The organism is Weissella bombi, from assembly GCF_900094835.1.
GTDB lineage: Bacteria > Bacillota > Bacilli > Lactobacillales > Lactobacillaceae > Weissella > Weissella bombi.
Window position 1 is genome coordinate 59,569 of the sequence record NZ_FMAO01000004.1, and the last position, 18,305, is coordinate 77,873.

The 18,305-nt window shown below is 33.8% G+C and carries 18 protein-coding genes and 1 pseudogene; 2 read left to right on the forward strand and 17 right to left on the reverse strand.

The genetic code is table 11. The features are described from left to right. Positions 1-16: 16 nt before the first annotated feature. The 7 genes and pseudogenes from GA0061074_RS04135 to GA0061074_RS04165 all read right to left on the reverse strand — a co-directional run bounded on the left by GA0061074_RS04135 (position 17) and on the right by GA0061074_RS04165 (position 5,343). Complete coding sequence (locus tag GA0061074_RS04135; RefSeq protein WP_092462136.1) at positions 17-259, reverse strand: hypothetical protein; 243 nt, start codon at positions 257-259, stop codon at positions 17-19. 197 nt (positions 260-456) lie between these two features. Continuing rightward, a pseudogene (locus GA0061074_RS04140) lies at positions 457-1,073 on the reverse strand (bifunctional 2-keto-4-hydroxyglutarate aldolase/2-keto-3-deoxy-6-phosphogluconate aldolase). 63 nt (positions 1,074-1,136) lie between these two features. Further along, positions 1,137-1,679 (reverse strand): 6-phospho-3-hexuloisomerase, encoded by a 543-nt coding sequence (hxlB, locus tag GA0061074_RS04145; RefSeq protein ID WP_092462139.1) that lies wholly within the window; start codon positions 1,677-1,679, stop codon positions 1,137-1,139. Continuing rightward, positions 1,676-2,302 carry an orotidine 5'-phosphate decarboxylase / HUMPS family protein gene (locus tag GA0061074_RS04150; RefSeq protein WP_092462141.1) on the reverse strand — a complete coding sequence of 209 codons (627 nt, stop codon included), beginning with the start codon at positions 2,300-2,302 and terminating at the stop codon, positions 1,676-1,678. Before GA0061074_RS04150 ends, hxlB begins: the two co-directional genes overlap by 4 nt. Beyond that, complete coding sequence (locus tag GA0061074_RS04155) at positions 2,299-3,261, reverse strand: sugar kinase (protein WP_092462143.1); 963 nt, start codon at positions 3,259-3,261, stop codon at positions 2,299-2,301. The genes GA0061074_RS04150 and GA0061074_RS04155 overlap by 4 nt, the downstream gene beginning before the upstream one ends. A gap of 35 nt (positions 3,262-3,296) precedes the next feature. Further along, positions 3,297-4,592 carry a transporter permease gene (locus GA0061074_RS04160; protein ID WP_092462145.1) on the reverse strand — a complete coding sequence of 432 codons (1,296 nt, stop codon included), beginning with the start codon at positions 4,590-4,592 and terminating at the stop codon, positions 3,297-3,299. Position 4,593: 1 nt separating this feature from the next. Next, positions 4,594-5,343: a sugar phosphate isomerase/epimerase family protein gene (locus tag GA0061074_RS04165; protein ID WP_092462147.1), complete on the reverse strand. Its 750-nt coding sequence runs from the start codon at positions 5,341-5,343 to the stop codon at positions 4,594-4,596. 360 nt (positions 5,344-5,703) lie between these two features. Between GA0061074_RS04165 and GA0061074_RS04170 the strand changes: the two genes are divergently transcribed. After that, the gene (locus tag GA0061074_RS04170; protein WP_092462149.1) at positions 5,704-6,696 is read left to right on the forward strand and encodes a LacI family DNA-binding transcriptional regulator; all 993 of its coding nucleotides are present in this window, start codon (positions 5,704-5,706) and stop codon (positions 6,694-6,696) included. 68 nt (positions 6,697-6,764) lie between these two features. Here GA0061074_RS04170 and GA0061074_RS04175 read toward each other — a convergent pair whose 3' ends face one another. The 4 genes from GA0061074_RS04175 to GA0061074_RS04190 all read right to left on the reverse strand — a co-directional run bounded on the left by GA0061074_RS04175 (position 6,765) and on the right by GA0061074_RS04190 (position 10,670). After that, the gene (locus GA0061074_RS04175) at positions 6,765-7,133 is read right to left on the reverse strand and encodes a DUF2255 family protein (protein WP_092462151.1); all 369 of its coding nucleotides are present in this window, start codon (positions 7,131-7,133) and stop codon (positions 6,765-6,767) included. A 53-nt stretch (positions 7,134-7,186) separates the two neighbouring features. After that, positions 7,187-7,828, reverse strand: a complete 642-nt coding sequence (locus GA0061074_RS04180; RefSeq protein ID WP_092462153.1) for a hypothetical protein — start codon at positions 7,826-7,828, stop codon at positions 7,187-7,189. Positions 7,829-7,980: 152 nt separating this feature from the next. Next, on the reverse strand, positions 7,981-9,285 hold the full coding sequence (locus GA0061074_RS04185; RefSeq protein WP_092462155.1) for a PTS sugar transporter subunit IIC: 1,305 nt from the start codon (positions 9,283-9,285) through the stop codon (positions 7,981-7,983). Positions 9,286-9,299: 14 nt separating this feature from the next. Then, a complete protein-coding gene (locus GA0061074_RS04190; protein WP_092462157.1) occupies positions 9,300-10,670 on the reverse strand; it encodes a glycoside hydrolase family 1 protein in 1,371 nt (456 codons plus the stop codon). Positions 10,671-10,824: 154 nt separating this feature from the next. Here GA0061074_RS04190 and GA0061074_RS04195 point away from each other — a divergent pair, with 154 nt between their 5' ends. Beyond that, positions 10,825-11,550 (forward strand): GntR family transcriptional regulator, encoded by a 726-nt coding sequence (locus tag GA0061074_RS04195; RefSeq protein WP_092462159.1) that lies wholly within the window; start codon positions 10,825-10,827, stop codon positions 11,548-11,550. A gap of 96 nt (positions 11,551-11,646) precedes the next feature. Here the strand turns inward: GA0061074_RS04195 and GA0061074_RS04200 are convergent, their stop codons facing one another. From GA0061074_RS04200 to GA0061074_RS04225, 6 genes are all read right to left on the reverse strand, one after another. Beyond that, positions 11,647-12,798, reverse strand: a complete 1,152-nt coding sequence (locus GA0061074_RS04200; protein ID WP_092462161.1) for an ArgE/DapE family deacylase — start codon at positions 12,796-12,798, stop codon at positions 11,647-11,649. Between the two features lie 346 nt (positions 12,799-13,144). After that, positions 13,145-13,951, reverse strand: a complete 807-nt coding sequence (locus tag GA0061074_RS04205) for a hypothetical protein (RefSeq protein ID WP_092462163.1) — start codon at positions 13,949-13,951, stop codon at positions 13,145-13,147. 966 nt (positions 13,952-14,917) lie between these two features. Next, on the reverse strand, positions 14,918-15,694 hold the full coding sequence (locus GA0061074_RS04210) for an HNH endonuclease family protein (RefSeq protein WP_092462165.1): 777 nt from the start codon (positions 15,692-15,694) through the stop codon (positions 14,918-14,920). A gap of 54 nt (positions 15,695-15,748) precedes the next feature. Beyond that, on the reverse strand, positions 15,749-16,975 hold the full coding sequence (locus GA0061074_RS04215) for a DNA/RNA helicase domain-containing protein (protein ID WP_092462167.1): 1,227 nt from the start codon (positions 16,973-16,975) through the stop codon (positions 15,749-15,751). Beyond that, entirely contained in the window at positions 16,945-17,697 is a 753-nt protein-coding gene (locus GA0061074_RS04220) for a helix-turn-helix domain-containing protein (RefSeq protein WP_092462169.1), read from the reverse strand. Before GA0061074_RS04220 ends, GA0061074_RS04215 begins: the two co-directional genes overlap by 31 nt. Before the next feature lie 70 nt (positions 17,698-17,767). Next, entirely contained in the window at positions 17,768-18,211 is a 444-nt protein-coding gene (locus tag GA0061074_RS04225; protein WP_092462171.1) for a hypothetical protein, read from the reverse strand. Between the last annotated feature and the right edge of the window lie 94 nt (positions 18,212-18,305).

The window sequence follows — 18,305 nt, forward strand, 5'->3', positions numbered from 1 at the left end:
ACCTTAGTTTTTTGTGCTAAAGACTTCTTTGGTGCCCTTTGCTATCGTAAACATATAAACCTTCGGTAATATTATCAAGCTGCGTAAAAGCATTTAATTCTGTTGCCTTTGCTGTGTCCAATGATGAAATTTCAGTACTAGAATACGTACTAATAACTTGTTTCACCTTTGCATCGGCTGTATGCGTTACCACGCCAATTCCGGCAATGACACTCGTCGCTAATACAGCCGCCTTCATTCCTATTTTATCAATTCCCATTAATCTGCCCCCTAGCCTTATGTAGCCACCCTTTAATTAAAATATTAGATATTTTTAATTTTTTAATTATATCTAATTTTCAGGGACTAAGCAAGGATATAACAGTTTTTTAACTTGAATTTTTATATTAAAAGTTAGAAATATTCTCCACAAAAAAAGGCTATAGCACTCAAATACTATAACCATTTTTTAATTTTTTAAAGTGGCGTTGCTACGCTAAGAAGACGTTCATACTCTGCTCGATACTCTCTGGCACGATCTATCACTCCTGAAAAATCACCTTCAGAAGCCTTACCCGTTAAATCACTACCTGTCCCAACTGCTATAACACCTAAATCAAACCATTCATGCATGTTTTCTAAGTTGACGCCTCCCGTAGGCATAACATTAGCAAACGGTAATGGTACTTTAATTGCTTTTACAAAGCCTTTTCCAACCGTACTACCTGGGAAAATTTTAACAATATCAGCACCATATCGTAATGCCGTTTTAACCGCAGTAATCATCATACATCCTGGTAAATACGGAATTTGGTATTCATTACAAATAAAGGCAGTTTCTTGATCAAACGATGGGCTAACTACGAATTTTGCACCAGCCATAATTGCAATACGTGCAGTAACAGCATCCAACACCGTACCAGCACCTACAATCACTTCCTCATCATCAATAAATTCTTCACTAATTCTTTTAATAAGCACATCAGCCGAAGGTGCCGTAAAGGTTAATTCAATCGCCTTAACCCCCCTTCAATACAGGCAAGCGCTGTTTGATATGCTTCTTCTGCTGTAGAACCGCGTACTACTGAAACTATCCCTGCTTTACTTAACTATGACAAAAATTCAACTCTTTGCATAATTTCTTCCCTCTAACTTAATTACTCCATGTTACTATGAGTAGCTTTAGCAGTTTCATTCGAAATATTATCCCGACGGCTAAGCATTAAGCACAAAACATCTAAAGTAATATGAACGCTTTGATCAAATAAGGTACTTAATAATTGAATAGACTTAACGCCATCCCCCGATTTAGTAGCTCCTGGCACAACAATTGTTGCATCCCCAATTCGACCTAACGGTGAATTAGCATTGCTTGTAACCGCAACTAATTTAACACCATTTTCCTTAGCCTTTTTACTTGGATCTAAAACACTGCCAGTCTTTCCAGATCCTGATACAGATACCAGTACATCACCCGTCTGAATTGAAGGTGTTATTGTTTCACCAATAACGAAAACAGAATAACCAATATGCATCAAACGCATTGCAAAACCTTTAGCCATCAATCCTGAACGTCCGGCACCCAAAATAAAAATACGTTTGTTTTTATCAATAATTTTTTCTGCTGCAACAAGTTGCGTCTCATCAACTAATGCCATTACTTCATTTACTTCATCGACTACTTCATTTACTAACGTCATTGTATTGCCTCCATGAATTCTTTAGCTGAACTAATCGGATCAGAGGATCCTGCTATTTTACCACCGACAATAATAACATCCGCTATTCCTTGATTAGAAATTTTTTTAGCTTGGTCGAGATCTACACCACCGGCAACAGCAATTTTCTTAATCTCTGGGTGACTTTCATGAAATGCTTGTATTGTATCCACTGCATTAAACGTGGTAGTTGCATCCTTTGAATGATGTAATCCATAAATTGCATTTGGCATATTTGATATTTCATTTACTTTTTGATCATCAATTTCCATTAAATCAATAAATATGTCTTTACCCGTATCTTGTGCAATTTCATAAGTTTTCTTTAACGTCCCCAATGAAGATGCACCCATAACAGTTAAAATATTTGCAGAAGTTTCATATCCTTTAACAAACTCATATTCGCCTTCGTCAATGGTTTTTAAATCAATTAAAAGCTGTGACTTTTCAAGTTTAAAATCAGCTTTTTTAAGTGCTTCAAGTCCATAATCTTTAACAATTGATGTTCCTAGTTCAATAATGTCGACTATTCCATCTAATTCCTGTGCAAGATTCAATGCCTTATCCAAAGGAACACGATCTATCGCAACTTGTAATTTTGTCATTCTTCAGCAACCCCTTCTTTTAGATAAAATTCCTTTAACTCTGTTGGCGTTGGATAACCGTCGTTATCACCAACTGTTTGTACCTGTAACGCTCCAACTGCATTACCACGGAGAACTGCTGACTTAAACGTCTTTCCTTCTAATAGTGCCGTAATAACACCTAGCGCAAAGCCGTCACCTGCACCAACAGTATCGACAACTTGCTGTACTTTGAATCCATCAACAGTATAACTTTGACCATCAGCAGTTTTAACATAAGCACCAGCAGGGCCAATCTTTACAACAACAACTTTAGTACGATTCCCTTGCAAATAAAAGTCAGCAATCTTTTCTGGATCATCAGATCCCATCAAAATTTTACCTTCTGCCATACCTGGTAAAACAATTTCAGCCATGCCAGCCAATTCATTAATGGTCTTAATCATCTTTTCTTCAGATGACCAAAGCGTTGGCCGTAAATTAGGATCAAACGTTGTTAAAATGTTATTTTGAATTAATCTTTCAAAAAGTTCGCGAAAAGTTGCTTCAGAAATATCTGAGATGGCTGGAAAAATACCTGACATATGTGCAATTTTTACACCATTCAAATCAATGTTTTTAATAATATCTGATGTTAGATGGCATGCAGCTGAATCTTTACGATAATTAAACGTCTTAGGATCCCCCTGAGTTACTAATTCTTTTAACTGATGTCCCGTAAAATGCCCTTTGTCTTCTGATATATACGTTGTACCAACATTATGTGATTTAATAGTTTTTTTAACATACCTTCCAAATGGGTCAGCTCCAACTTGTGAGATATATTCTGTAGTATGCCCTAACCTTGCAACACCAATAGCCACATTTAGCTCAGCACCACCCATTATTTTATGAAAGTTAGTCGCATCCGTTAACGACACATCTTCATCTTTAGATGCAAATGTTACTATAGGTTCGCCAATTGTAATAAATTCACTCATTTTTTATTTCCTCGCTTTATTCATATTCTGTTTTATTAACCGAAAAATGCGTATACAAGCATTTCATTGATGATTGATACAATCCACATAATTGGTACACCATATTTCAAGAAATCTTTTGACTTTACCTTCATATAATCGAGCCCCCACACATTCCAAGATTGTGTGATATCAGTTGATACGGCCATTAAAGTGGGTACATACAATAATGGTAATAGGAAAGCATCATTGAACAATCCCGTTCCTGTAAGAACAGCAGCTGTAGCAGCACCTGCTCCCCAGACTTGTAGTGGTCCACGGAACAAAGCTAATGGTGCTAAGATACCAAGTGCAACCGCTAGGACTAAATGGCTGTGTGGCAAAATAGCATTAAACAAAGGCTCAAAGTGTTGTGCGTTTAATGTTGCCGCACCACTAAACATAATTAACGCCATCATAAAGATAATCAAACCTGAAATATCACTAATTGCCTTTGAAACAGTCATATTAATGAAATCAACGGTACCTTTATAACTTTTCATATTTCCGGTAAGTAACATTGCAATAATAATTGAAAGTACTAAGGATGGAATTGCATCCCACTTAAACAACATGTTCATCGCAACTGGAATGATTGGAACAACATAAGCAACACAGGGTACTTGTTTTGTTTCTACACCAGAATCATCAAATCCTGCACCAATTGTAGTTAAGTTTACATCTGCATTCTGTGGCTTAAATTTTTTACGCATAATAATCAAGAATAAGATAACAAATGCTAATTGAACAAACATAGCTGTCCAACCAAATTCAAGATATTTACCACCATAAATAGCGTGTGGGAAAAATGCCTTAATTTGATTATATAGAACAACGTTGACATACATTGGTGCCCCAATAGCTAGCGAAAACGCAACAAGGGCAATTTCACGAGGAATTCCAATTGATAAAAGAATTGGTAGCAAAATAACACCAATGGCAATAACAGATCCAACACCATAGGCACTAATAAAGATAAATGCCGTAACCAAAATAACCAAAATAGCGGCGATTAATGGTTTTTTCTTTCCCACCTTGTTAGTAGCTTCCGATATAGCTGGCGCAATACCACTTTCAACTAACACACGTCCAAACCAAGATCCAAAAACAATATAGATAATTGTTGGTCCATAATTCAAAGCTGGTTCCGCAAATACTTTTTGGATAGCCGTACCAAATGGAATCATACCAATGATTGACCATAAAATAGCCATTACGAAGAAACCAATCACCAAATTACCACCCTTTAAGATATAAAAGATAAAGATGGCAAATGATACCAACAATAAAATAGAAATAATTGTTGAACCCATATTAATCACCTATTTCCGCTTTCAATAGCTGAATCTGTTGTTCAATTTGTTTCTCTGTATCCATCGGATATTCTAATGCAAACGAAACATCGTGAGGTAAATGGTTCAAAATGTTACGCCAATCATAGATTCCTTCGTCCAAATCATCCGAAGTACTTAATTCACCACCGTCAACAATTGTATTTTTTAGATGAATATAATCTGTAACATCATATAGTGCATCAGCACTGGCGACTGCATCACCATGTGTAAACGCCCAATTACCAAGATCATAAACATAACCAACGTTTATATAGCCAGCATTATGAACAGCATTTAAAAATGTTTTAATTGGCTCTACAGTCCCACTCAAAATTGTTTGGTCATTTTCTACATTCATTTGAATTTCATTTAGTGGAAACTTACTTAATTCTTCTTTTAAGTTACCGTTAAATTTGTTAAAACTTCCCGTATTAAATTTGATTTTGGAAATTCCTAAAATTTCACCTTCATTAAAATACCCCAATAATTTTTCATTTATTTTGCCATCTTCAGTAAACACAACATCAGGAACACTGTAATTAACAATTAAGCCCAACTCTTTTGCTCGTTCACCAACTTGAACAATTTCTTCATTAAAATTTTTAAAATATTCCCTTCTAACTTCAATGCCATCAGCACCCAATTTTTTAATACGATCAACTAATTCTAATTGTGTTACACCTCGCTTAATTTCCTTTTCAAAAATCCAAGTATTTAAAATTACCGTCATGATAACCCCCATCATAATTGTCTAGTAATAAAATTTTTAGTTTTTAAACCAATGCCAAAATACAAAAAAATGTAGATTGGTTAATATTTCAAAATAGGTTTAACGTTTTCCTTAACAGCATTAATAGTAAACGAATAATCTATTTTTCGCAAGCGTTTTCGTGGATGTATTTATAAATGTTATTCTACATTAAAATATGAATTCATCATAAAAAGGTGTAACGTTTCCCTATAAATGAATCAGCTAATACACATAAAACAGTTAATCGCATGTTTTTATATTTTTAACTTTTTTCAAAAAATTATATTTCACAATTTTTTTAATTTATAATAGACTATACAAAAAACGACGGAGGCAAAAATGGATAACGAAAGACGAAAAAGAAAAGCAAATATGAAAGACGTTGCCCAATTAGCTGGCGTCTCCATAACAACCGTTTCTAGATTTTTGAACGGTAATTTTAAAAAAATGTCTAGTGAAACTGCTGATAAAATCAAAAATGCCATTGAAAAACTTAATTACATTCCTAATGCAGCGGCACGACAAATGGTGACAAACTCTAGTAATTTGATTGCTGTTATTGTCTCTAACATTGATGACTATTTTTCAACCGAGTTATTTAAAGGAGCTAGCTCGATTTTAGAAGCTAATGGTTATATGGCGGTACTTTTTGACAGTAATACCAATCCTGATAGAGAAAGAGAAATTATTAAAACAACAAGTACTTATAATTTTGATGGTCTTATATTTCAACCTAATTTAAATGATGTATCACATATATTTACTGAAATAGCAGTGGATACTCCTACTGTAATTGTTGACCGCAACTTAGATACTTCGATGTGGCCCCAAGTACTAACTGATAACTTTGCGAGCGCACAAAAGGCAACCCAAATATTTAAGAATGAAGGCTATTCACGTGTAATTATTCTGTCTTCTCCTGTTGATAGTACTTCTACCAGACGTGATCGTTTCTTAGGTATTAAATCCGTGATTTCAAATGTGGAAATAATCGAAATTCCTGATGATTCGTATAATAAGAAAAAAGTATATCAACATCTTAAGAACTTGTTAGCCGACAGCACAGATAGAACCTTAATTTTTTCTCTAAAAGAGCGTTGGTTACTTGAGTTTGTGCCAATGTTGATTTTTGATGGTCTAATCGATAACGATCGTATTGCCATAACAGGTTTTGCAGATACAAATACCGCTCGAGCAATAAGTCCTAATTCAAAATTCATTACCCAAAGTCCGTTTTTAATGGGGAGTGTTTCAGCAGAAATGTTACTAAAACAGCTACATAATGAACCAATTGAAACCCAAAAATTCGTCGTGCCAGCTAAATTTTTATAATAAAAAAACGCCCGTAAAGTAATTTAAATTACTCTACGGGCGTTTTTAGTCTTGAATTTTCAATAACTCTACTTCGGCAATACTTCAACCGTTGCACTCCTTGTTTTTTCTGACAGCATTGGTGCAACATATGGGCTGGGATCATACTTCACATGATAAGCTTCATCAATTTTATCTAAAATTGATGCGTCACTTTCTGATTTAAAAATAACGTCTAAACGCTTATCGTTTACTACAATATTGCCCTCATGCTGAGCCATCGCACTTTGATACCACGATGAATTTGCACCATTATAAGCACGAACAAATAGTCTACCATCTACTACAACCGACCAAATCCAAGTAGGTGTTCCTGCTACCCCATTAGCACGAAATGGTGCAATATGAAAATCATCATGATCATTAAAATAAGTTAATTGTTCATTATTCCAAGTCATATTATCCCTCCATAACTACAGTATAAACCATTTAAATAATTTCCAGCTACCAATTACTTTTTAGGAAATTCAAAAGTTAGCTTAGCTTTTTGATTGGTTGCTGCAACAATATTTCGATAGAATTCTTTAGTTGATTGTTCCAATAAATCATTATATTTAGCAACATATTTTTGCTTTGACTTTGCGTCTAGTACTTTATTAATCATATCTGTTTCATTTATATCAGCGGTAAATGAACTAAAGACACCGTTATGCTCATCTAGCACTTTAAAATTAGGATTACTGTACCCTATAAAAATAAATTTCTTAACAGTAACTTTGTACGTATTATTTCCAGTTGCCGTTATGTCGACGTCTTTACCATCAACCCCTAATTCAGCGTCAAAAGAGGCTTGCATAATTTTCTGACGATTTGTACCAAAAATATTTTGCCCAAATAATTTGGTTGTTCGCTTCTCATTTAAAATTTCAGATAAGCCTAAATTAACCATGACAACTTTCTTTTCCTTCGTCAAAGCTTTCACGGTTAAAGTATCCTGTGACACTGTTTGAGTTTTAGGTGCTAAATCATTTTTATTATGTTGATGACTGACTTGATATGAAATCAACGCAATCGCACCAACCACTAAAGCACTAATAATAATACCCAAAATAAACCCAAATCTAACGGGTTTTCCAATATGTCTTTTTATCAAAAAATTCACCTGTTTCTAATCTTATTCAATTCATTATATAAAAAATGGTGAATAAAAGCATTAGTCACAGAATATAAATAAAAGGCTACTAAACTCTAACGAAGTTCAATAGCCTTAAATAATATTTGTAAATTCTCTTATAATTAAGAAACTTACTTTGAATTTTTAAGCATAACTGCTTCACTAACCTTCAAAAATGGTAGATAGAAACATACACCTTCAACAATGATAATGAGCTGCACAATTACTGCTCGCCAATCACCACCAGTTGCCAAGAATCCACTTAATAGCGGAGGCGTTGTCCACGGAACTAACACTACCACTCTATGCATCCAGCCAATTGCTGTAAAGAAGTATGCTATTAAAATACCAATAACCGGCTGCAAAACAAATGGAATCATCATCGGAATATTAAAAACAATAGGGAAACCAAATATAACTGGCTCATTAATATTAAATATGCCTGGCGCTAATGATAACCCAGCCACTTCACGTGAAGCCTTTTGTCTAGAAAAAATAAACACTGCAATTAACAAGCAAATAGTAGATCCAGTTCCACCAATCATACCAAAAGTATCACGGAACGTATTCGTTATAATATACGGAATATGCTCATGGGCACTATACGCTGCCATATTCTTATTCATATTAATTAACAAAACAGGATCTAACAATGTTCCATTGATGACTGTTTGATGAATTCCCAATGTAAATAGTAAATTACCTATACTATAAATAAATAACATACCTGGCAAACTTGTATTGAATGATCTTAATGGGTCTTGAATTAACGTACTAATCAACGTAATAACATCAGTATTCCAAAAAACAGACAATAATGCGCCGACTAAAGCAAACAATCCTGTCGTTAACACAGTTGGAATTAAAGAATTGAATGATTCCGCCACCATTGGTGGAATACCATTTCCTAAATGAATTTGTAGATGCTTTATTTTTGTTAACTTAATGAATATTTCAGTTGCTAACAATCCAACTATGATTCCGCCAAACATACCAGTGGTACCTAAATTATCAAACGATAAGCCACCTGTCACAGTTGCAGTTTTTGTACTGTTAGCTATCGTTAAAGCAATCTTTTCAGGCATAGTCATGATTAGGGCCGCTATAGCTAAAATAGCCGCTGCCATAGGATTTTGGAAACCTTTATTTCTAGCTAATACATAACCGATTGCTGGTGCTAATACTAATCCTGCAATATTTAATGTTCCATTTGTAATTAGGTTACCCCATACTTGTAACTTAGTTAACGTTTCCCCAGACGCAACAAATGGAAAAAACACATTATTTATCAGGACACCAACACCGGCTAGTATAAACAAAGGCATAATCATCGCAAATGCATCTCGCAACGATCTCAAATGAACCTCGTTTCCAATCCTGCTTGATACTTCAGCAAACTTTTCTAAAAAACGATTATTAGATACTTTGTTGTTCATAACAACACCTCTTATTAAATTGTCTCACCATTGCTTTTAAATGCTTTTTGTAACCAATAATAACTCTGTTTAGGAACTCGTTTTAAGTCCTTCAAGTCATGGTTACTGCGATTTACATAAACCACACCATATCGCTTATCAACGTTTCCAGCAGAACTAGGAATATCAATTAATCCCCATCCTAGATACCCAATAACATCGGCCCCTTTTTGAACAGCATTTTTCACAGCTTGAATATGGTCACGTAGGTAATCAATACGATAACTATCGTTAATAGTATTTTCACCATCCCATGTTTCTCTAACACCAATGCCGTTTTCAATTGGGAATATAGGCAAATTTGTGCGATTAAATAAATCAATCAACACATTTTCAAAACCTACAGGATCAATTTGCCATCCCCATTCATTTTCTTCTAAATATGGATTCTTCTTTCCACCATATTCAACATAATAATTTGGTGCAGTTCCTGTCGGAATTTGAGTACTGTCAATTGTTGTTGTTGCATAATAACTAAAACTGAAAAAATCACTTCTAACATGGCTTAATTCTTCAAGTTCTTTATCAACTAAAATATCTGCCATACCATTATTTTTCATAAAAGTAACGACTTCATCAGAATACTTACCTTCAGTAAAGAGGCGAATTAAATTATTATTTCCAAATTCCTTAAAACGTCTAACAGCAGCTGCATCCTTAGGATTTGGAGTTGCCGGATATACTTCAGAATAAGCCTCCATACCACCAATTTTTAAATCATGTTTATTATCATGAATGTAATTTGCTACTTTAGCATGAGCCATCATGACATTATGGCTAATTTGATACAAATCATGAAGTGACTTATCTCCGGTCAAATAGCCACTTGACTGAAAACTTGGTGTCGCACTATACAAATTTTGTTCATTAAACGTCAGCCAATATGTTACACGGTCACCTAGAGCATCGATCATTTTTTTACCAAAATCGTAAAATAAATCAACAACTTTTTTACTAATAAAACCGTTATATTTTTCTGCCAGATTCAATGGCATATCAAAGTGATATAGCGCAACCATTGGTTCAATACCTGCATCCAACAATTTATCAACTAAATCAGAATAGAATTGAATTCCCTCTTGGTTAAATTCACCTTCACCGTCTGGTTGTACACGACTCCACGAAATTTGAAATCGATAACAATTCATCCCCAAATCTTTCATTAACTCGATATCCTCAGGGTATCGATGATATTCATCAATAGCAACATCCCAATCAGATGATTCAGATCCGGCTAAATACGTATCGTAAACTGATTTACCTTTACCACCCTCGTGAGCTGCTCCCTCTGTTTGCATACTAGATACTGAATTACCCCAAAAAAAACCATTTCTAAGCGTTCCCATACTAATCCCCTCTCTCTTTTGTGATAATTGTAAAGCGCTTTCATTAATTTGTAAAGTCAAATTATATATAAGTAAATTCAATTTTATAATTGTGATTTATTTATTTTTTCGAATTGAAATTATATACTTAAATATAACCAGTAGGAGGAATACTATGGCAAAATATCTTGAGATAGCGCATCAACTAAGTGAGAGAATTAACAATAAAGAATATCTAGCTGGACAAAGTTTACCTGACCAAAAAAATTTAGCAACTGAATTTAAAACTAGCCGTATGACAATTCAAAAAGCAATTGATGTTTTAAATTTTGAAGGATTAACATATAGTGTTCAGGGATCCGGTACATATGTTAAAAAAAATGCAGATTTAATTTCTGACTTCAAGGTCCGTAGTGACCAATATGTAGGACTCACACAACTATTTGGGAAGAATCATAAAATTACCAGTCATATCATCGAATTTTATATAAGTAATCCTAATGAAGCTGAACAACAGGCTCTAAAAATAAATCGTAATCAAGCGGTCTATAAAATTACCCGTCTTCGTTATATTGACAATGATTCTCATGCTCTTGAATATACAACTATGCCTACAAATGTAATACCAGATATTACCGAAGAAATTTTGAAAAATAGTATTTATAACTATATACGCAATGATTTGAATTTAAGCATTGGTGCAGCATACAGAACTATCAGTGCCGAAAAACCTAATGATTTAGATCAAAAGCATTTAAACTGCAAAATTTCTGATCCAATTTTACAAATTCAACAAACTGTTTATTTGGACGATGGTAAGCCCTTTGAATATTCATATACAAGACAGCGCTTTGATAAAGGAAAGTTTGTTATTTTAGAACCTACCCATCCAAACGTTTAACTAATCAAACTGTCCAAAATAAAAACCGTGAACAAACATGCAACTATATCTCATGTCGCATGTTATGTTCACGATTTTTTCTTGTACTAAATTAACTTACTTCAAAAAATTACAAGCAATTCCCTGATAAGCATCAATCAAATTCAAATAACTACTGATAGTCGTGTACTCATTTAATTGATGTGTCACTGTATCACCATCAGGTCCAAGGATAACCGTTGGTAGACCAACATTATTCTTCACAAAGACACTCGCATCAGTTGCACCATTCATTATCGTTAATCCAACCTGACGATCATCGAATGCTGCTTGCGCCGATTTTTGTACAGTTTGGATAAAGTCATTATCTTTTTGTGTTTCAACGGCCTCAAAATTATGGATAATTTCCAATTCAAGTTTGGCATCGTATAAATCATTCAACTGCTCAATTGTCTCTTGAATACGTAGAATAACCTTAGCATTATTAAATGATTCAGTTGGACGGATATTCCCCTCTAACTCAGCTTGTGCAGGAATAGTATTAACTTGTTCACCACCGCGAATAACAGTAATACTATGTTGCACCTTGCCCAAATAAGGGTCTTCTGGTGCATCACTAAATAAATCTTTTTCCAAATTAATGTAGTTTACTAATCCTTGAATAGCATTAACTCCGCGTTCAGGTGTCGAACTATGAGCAGCTTTACCAGAACTCTTAATACGATAATTAAAGCTTCCAGAATGTGCATAAATAACCTGTCCATCGGTCGCTTCACCAATTACCAATGCATCAGCATCATCAATCGCATGTTGCTCGTTCAAACGGTAAGCTCCTTGCGCACCATATTCTTCTCCTGCTGTCACAATCAAACGAAGCGTTCCATTTAATTCCACATCAGAATTTTCATATAATTCGATTAATGCAATTGTTTCAGCGGCTAAACCACTTTTCATGTCAGCAGCACCACGACCGTACAACTTGTCACCATCAATATATGCTTCAAACGGACTGTGTTCCCAGGCTGATTCATCATCAATTGAAACCGTGTCTTGATGACCTGAGAAAACAAGCGTTTTCGTGTCTACATTCTGATTACCAATTTCTGCTTGAAGATTAGCACGGTTGTCGCCAAACTCATCAATATTTGCTTGAATACCATGATCTGATAACAACTGCTGCAAATACTTAGCAACCTCAATTTCATTACCATTTACCGTATTGATATTAACTAAATCCTGTAAAATCTTGATTTTCTCTGCTTTTTCCATTCTAAGATACTCCCCCTAAATTTACTATTACACATAAAAAGACTTCCACCCCTTTATACAAAAGGGTGAAAGTCTCACTGTACCACCTTAATTTTATGCTTTTTTCACAAAAAGCATCTCTTCAACTTACATTCAAATATAAGCCAGACGATAACGGGCCTACCGTAACAATTGCTTGCACAATTGTTAATGCTCCAAGCTCATCTTCGTTTTTCTCGCTTCCGGTTTTCTCAACTACCAACCATCTCTGTTCAAGCTAAGCAAAACTACTCTTCTCTTCATAGCATTTTCTAATCATTGTTTAATGAAATAGTACGCGTTTTATAAACTATTTTCAAGCTCTTTATTAACGATAAGCATTAATTAATTTTTGTAGCTCATCTTGAGCAGCTTGATCCTTTGACACAATAAAATCACTATCTGGCTTGAATGTACCGCGAGTACCATCATCTTGATACTCACCAAATCCTGATGTCACACTCATTTCATATCCCATAGCCTGCAATTCATAAACTTTTCCATTATCACCTAATACATACTTTGTAACCGGCTTACTCATGTCACCAGAATCAGAGTACCCATTAGCTGTTGATTGAACAACATCTTCTTGCTTCCCAGTTGTTCCATTTTTCATTATCAAAAATACACACCCACCAATAGCATGGATTGGAAATGCTTGTTGCCCAGGATTATTTAAGTCCTGTACCTGAATTTCGCCATCTGGCGTATTGGCATACCAATCACCTCTCCCAGCAGCCCCATGGTTGAAGTATTCATCATTAACTGCCATATTACCTATTTCAGCCCTTTGTGATGCCCAATCCAAAAATGAAGCGTTAATAGATTGTTTTTGCTCATCTGTTAAATGAACTGGTGCTTGTGTGTTAGAAGTATCTTCCGAACTTGATGAGGATGAAGACGAAGACGAACTAACACTAGTTTCTTCTTGTTGTTTACTGCTACTTGTTTCTTTATCAGTTTTTGAGCTTTTTGAATTAGCCTTATCTATTTTCTTAGACATTGAACTATTCTTAGCTTGTTTCGTTTTTAATTCATCACGATGCTCTGATTGCTGATTTGCATACAACGCACCGCCCGTACCAGCAATAACGGCTAAAACACTAACTATACCTACCCAGATTCCCTTATGCATAATATACTCCCCCTTGTATATTATAATTATATCATTTTAGTGCGTTTGTTTTGGTTGTAGGTGTTTAAGCCTAAAAGCTCATAAAAGTCTTTAACTGTGTAAGCAAACCCCACATTAATTTGTATTTTCTATAAATAGAGTCAAAAATTTCACGCTTTTTTATTTTTCCTGTTCATAGCTAAAAACACTAGTTTTTACGCCATAGTGTAACACTAATGGCAATTTCATAACATCGTCCGCAATACAATTAATTATTATTAGAACATTATATCTAGTGTTACCAACAGCTAACTCAGATAAGCTATCGACAGCAACTAACTGCGAACGAAATTCAAATAAACCTATAACGTTTACTAAGCCGAATTACGTGCACAACAGTCTCGCTATTTTGATGAATTTTCAGAAATCTTATCGCAATACGAACCTAATTACTCAGCAATGGATCAGATTATTCTAAGGTACAAGAAAAATCTAAAAAATATCAGAAACGTTTTTTTATAGACACTCTCTAATGGCTTGATCAAAGGTATTAATCGTCACATTTAATAAATTCGCCAAACAGCATATGGGTATGGTAACTCATTAAATTACTTTTTCAGAATATGATTACAATTATTGAACAGACCACATATACCAGTTTTATGAATTTACTCACTAAAAAAGCTTGTGAATCTGACAAAAGTCATCAGATCCACAAGCTATATTTAACATACTCTTTAAGTAAAATAGTTTGTATTTTGAAAATGAATTTCAAAGTCAAGAAGCTTATTTCATTTAAAAATTGCAAGAATCATAATGACTAGCTAAAGCTTTTTTATCAGGATAATCATCTACATTTTGTGGTAAGTATAACGAAACACCAGCATATTTTCCATAAACAGAATTCATTAGACTAGGGGCCACCTCAACAATATATTCATTATTTATTCTAATAAGTTTTTTGTCAAATAGTAAATGCAAATCACTTCATAACAATAGACCATTCTTACTTATATTAGTTTCTTTTCCCATATATGGAAAAATATGTGCTGCCTCTAACACTGATTCAACATTTACCTTTGAAATAGAACATGTTCTATCATAAATATCTAACAATTTATTGCGAAAAGAAACTTGACCTTGACGGATTATAATAGCTCTTTGCTGCTGTTTTCTAGCATCAACAATATTTTTAAAATCAAATTCTTGGCCTAATATATTTTGATTATTAAAAGTTAATATTTTTTTTATTTCTGATTCTGATCTATTCATGTCAATCAACTTTTTATCATTCGCAATTTGAATAATAAAAAAACCATCATACCATGAAAAAATCATACCTATAAAAAACTTATATATATTTTGTCCTTCTTTTTTTCCGTTTTGTTGTATGATAACATCGACAGGAATCTTTTTATTCATATTTTGTGCTAAAGAAATATTTGCAGCTAAATGGTCTTTATCATAGAAAATACCTTGATTTTTAGTTGATTGCTGATGATACAAAAATATGCCTATTTTATTCTTATCTAAAATAATTTCAGAATCCTGATACGGACCTTTAAGGGTTTGTTTTATAGAGGTCGCAAAGTTGTTATCTTTAGCTTTAAATATTCCCATTGCAGGACTTACTATTAAATTACCGTTATCCGTTCTTTTACTTTTAGGTAAACTCCCTAAAGTATCGTGCTTCTGATAAAACCATTCCAAAACATCTTTTTGATCTTTTTCTAAATTTTCAAGATACTCATAAATATTTTGCATTGTAGCTCCTTATTTGTCTAATTTTTTTAGATCCATCTACAAATATAGTATAACTTATTTTGTTAACCCCCTTAACTTTTCGCGTAATTTATCATCCACTGCATAAATATATAAACCATGAACACCACGCGTTAACAATACATTAACAACGTTTTTTAAATATTTTTTATTTTCAAGAGTATTGTATGTTCCTTTCACTTTACGAATTTTTTGATGATCCATTGATTTATCAGCATCAATATCGAGTGAATTGGTTTCTTCATTCCATACTACAGATGGTCCAAGAATGACTCCTATGTAATTTAAATCAATACCTTGGACTGTAAAGTCACTTCCCATTTCATTAATGCTACTATCAATCTCTTGCCAAGGAATTTGCTTTTTTTGTGCCTCTTTTACTTCAGGTAACTCTAAGTTCCAAGGCATAATCTCATCCCCAAATGTCACATTCCAAAAAAGACTACCATCCTTTGGCCTTGAGCCTTGTGAATATTTCCAATCATAAGTAGCCACCATTCTACTTAAACCGTTATTTTGATTTTTTATTTCTATTGCTTTTCTAAATGCACTTGCATCATCAAAAAATTTAATCTCATAACCGTTATCTTTTGGTGTAGTAACTAATGAATTTTTATCAAAACGTGCTAATCTTTGAATCCATTCTATTGTGTTCTGATTTGCATTAATACGCCATTGCTCATTTAAATTAATCGTGATAGTCTTGTCGCCATTTAAAATACTCATTAATTGATCATTATCTTCAACTTTTGATCTTGCCGAGACAAGTTGGTTAGGATCATAAATTAAAACCAAAGTTTTAGCTAATTTATGTAATGCAATTAACTCCGGTTCCCAGGTCTCTGATTTAGCACGACTATAATTGCCACTCCACAATAAATGCGCTTCATCCACTAATAAAATATCAACTTTTTTACCTTTATTAATAAATGCAGAAACATCCATTACCATGTTTTTACCCATATTAAGTTTTTTGGCAATTTGTTCATACGTCCGACGTTGCTGTTCATGCCTTACTAGTAATGCCACAGAATATTCATGACTTGTCATATCGTCATTTTCTGTAACTTCTACTGATTTCTTCCAAAAATCATAAAATAACTGTGACATCAAAACTGTTTTTCCCGATCCAGCAAGACCTTCTATTTTTATAATCGCATTGTCATTTATTCCGTCTAACGTTTCATTAATTTTTTGCGTAATTAATTCTTTCGCTTCCAGCTGTTTTGGGCTTAAAGACTTAAATGGGCTATTGGCAAACAAAGCCGAATTATGGAATTATGCACTTCTACGAAACTTGACACAACGTTTCTTTGCCGTAACTGTTCCCAAATTTCAGGAAAAAGAGCAGCTCGATATGCATTTCGTTCATAAAAATCCGCTGATAAACCATTGTTACGACCATTATAAATTTTAGAAAACTTCGGATCACCTAATAAGGAATCCATAAACATTTGCTCTAATTCTAAAGTTGCTGACTTATTAAATTTTGAATGACCAACAATATATAATGTTTCTTTATTATTATCAGCATCTGCTTTAATTGTATTTAACTTGTCATTACTTGCGTTTAAATGCTCATTTGTCCTTCTAACGATTGAACTAGCTTCACCCACGTACGCTAATTGTTTAATACTGTTCGTATACTTATTACGCTGTTTTCCTACCCCCAAATACAACGTTGGAAAATTCATCAATACTTCAGCATTTTCATGTTCTTGGAATTCATCTATTCCCTTTTTTGAATAATCGATTTCCTCAATCTTTAAATTGTCATTACTTAAAAAACCAAACAACGATAAAATTTCAGTCGCATTAAAATTTAAAATTTCAAAATACTTAGCGATTATATTATTAGGTATTGCCCTTTTGTTATTTTCCCAATTCTGTATTGCCTGTCTTGTAACATTTAATCTATTAGCAACATCATCCTGAGTAAGACCTAATGCAATTCTTTTTGATTTTATTAAATTATATATTTCCATATTTTAATTATCGCAAAACAAAAAAATATACAAAGCAACAATATGTTGCTTTGTATATTTCAATCAAAATTTACCGATATGCACTAATTAACTTTTGTAGCTCTGCTTGTGCTGCATTATCACCAGACAAAACAAAATCTTGGGCTGGTTGATAATCACTAGTCGTCCCATCATCGTTATATTCACCAAAACCAGTGGTTAAACTAACTTGTTCGTCACTGGTTTTTAGCCCATAAACTTTATCGTTGTCGCCAAGAATATATTTTGTAATAGGTTTACTCATGTCTACCTCATCAGAATAACCACCAGCTGTTGATTCAACAACTTTATTTTGACGCCCAGTTGAATCATCTTTCATCGTTAAAAATACAACACCACCAATTATATGAATAGAAAATGCTGTTAGTCCCGGATTATTCTCATTTTGCACCTTCATTTGTCCATCTAGTGTGTTGGCGTACCAATCCCCCCTGCCAGACGCACCATAACCAAAATAATAGTCATTTACAGCCATATTTCCAATCACCGTAAGTTGATCATCCCAATTTAAAAACGCCTTATTAATTCCGTTTTAACCTGTTCAGTTTTTAGCGCCTTCTTTTGTGTCT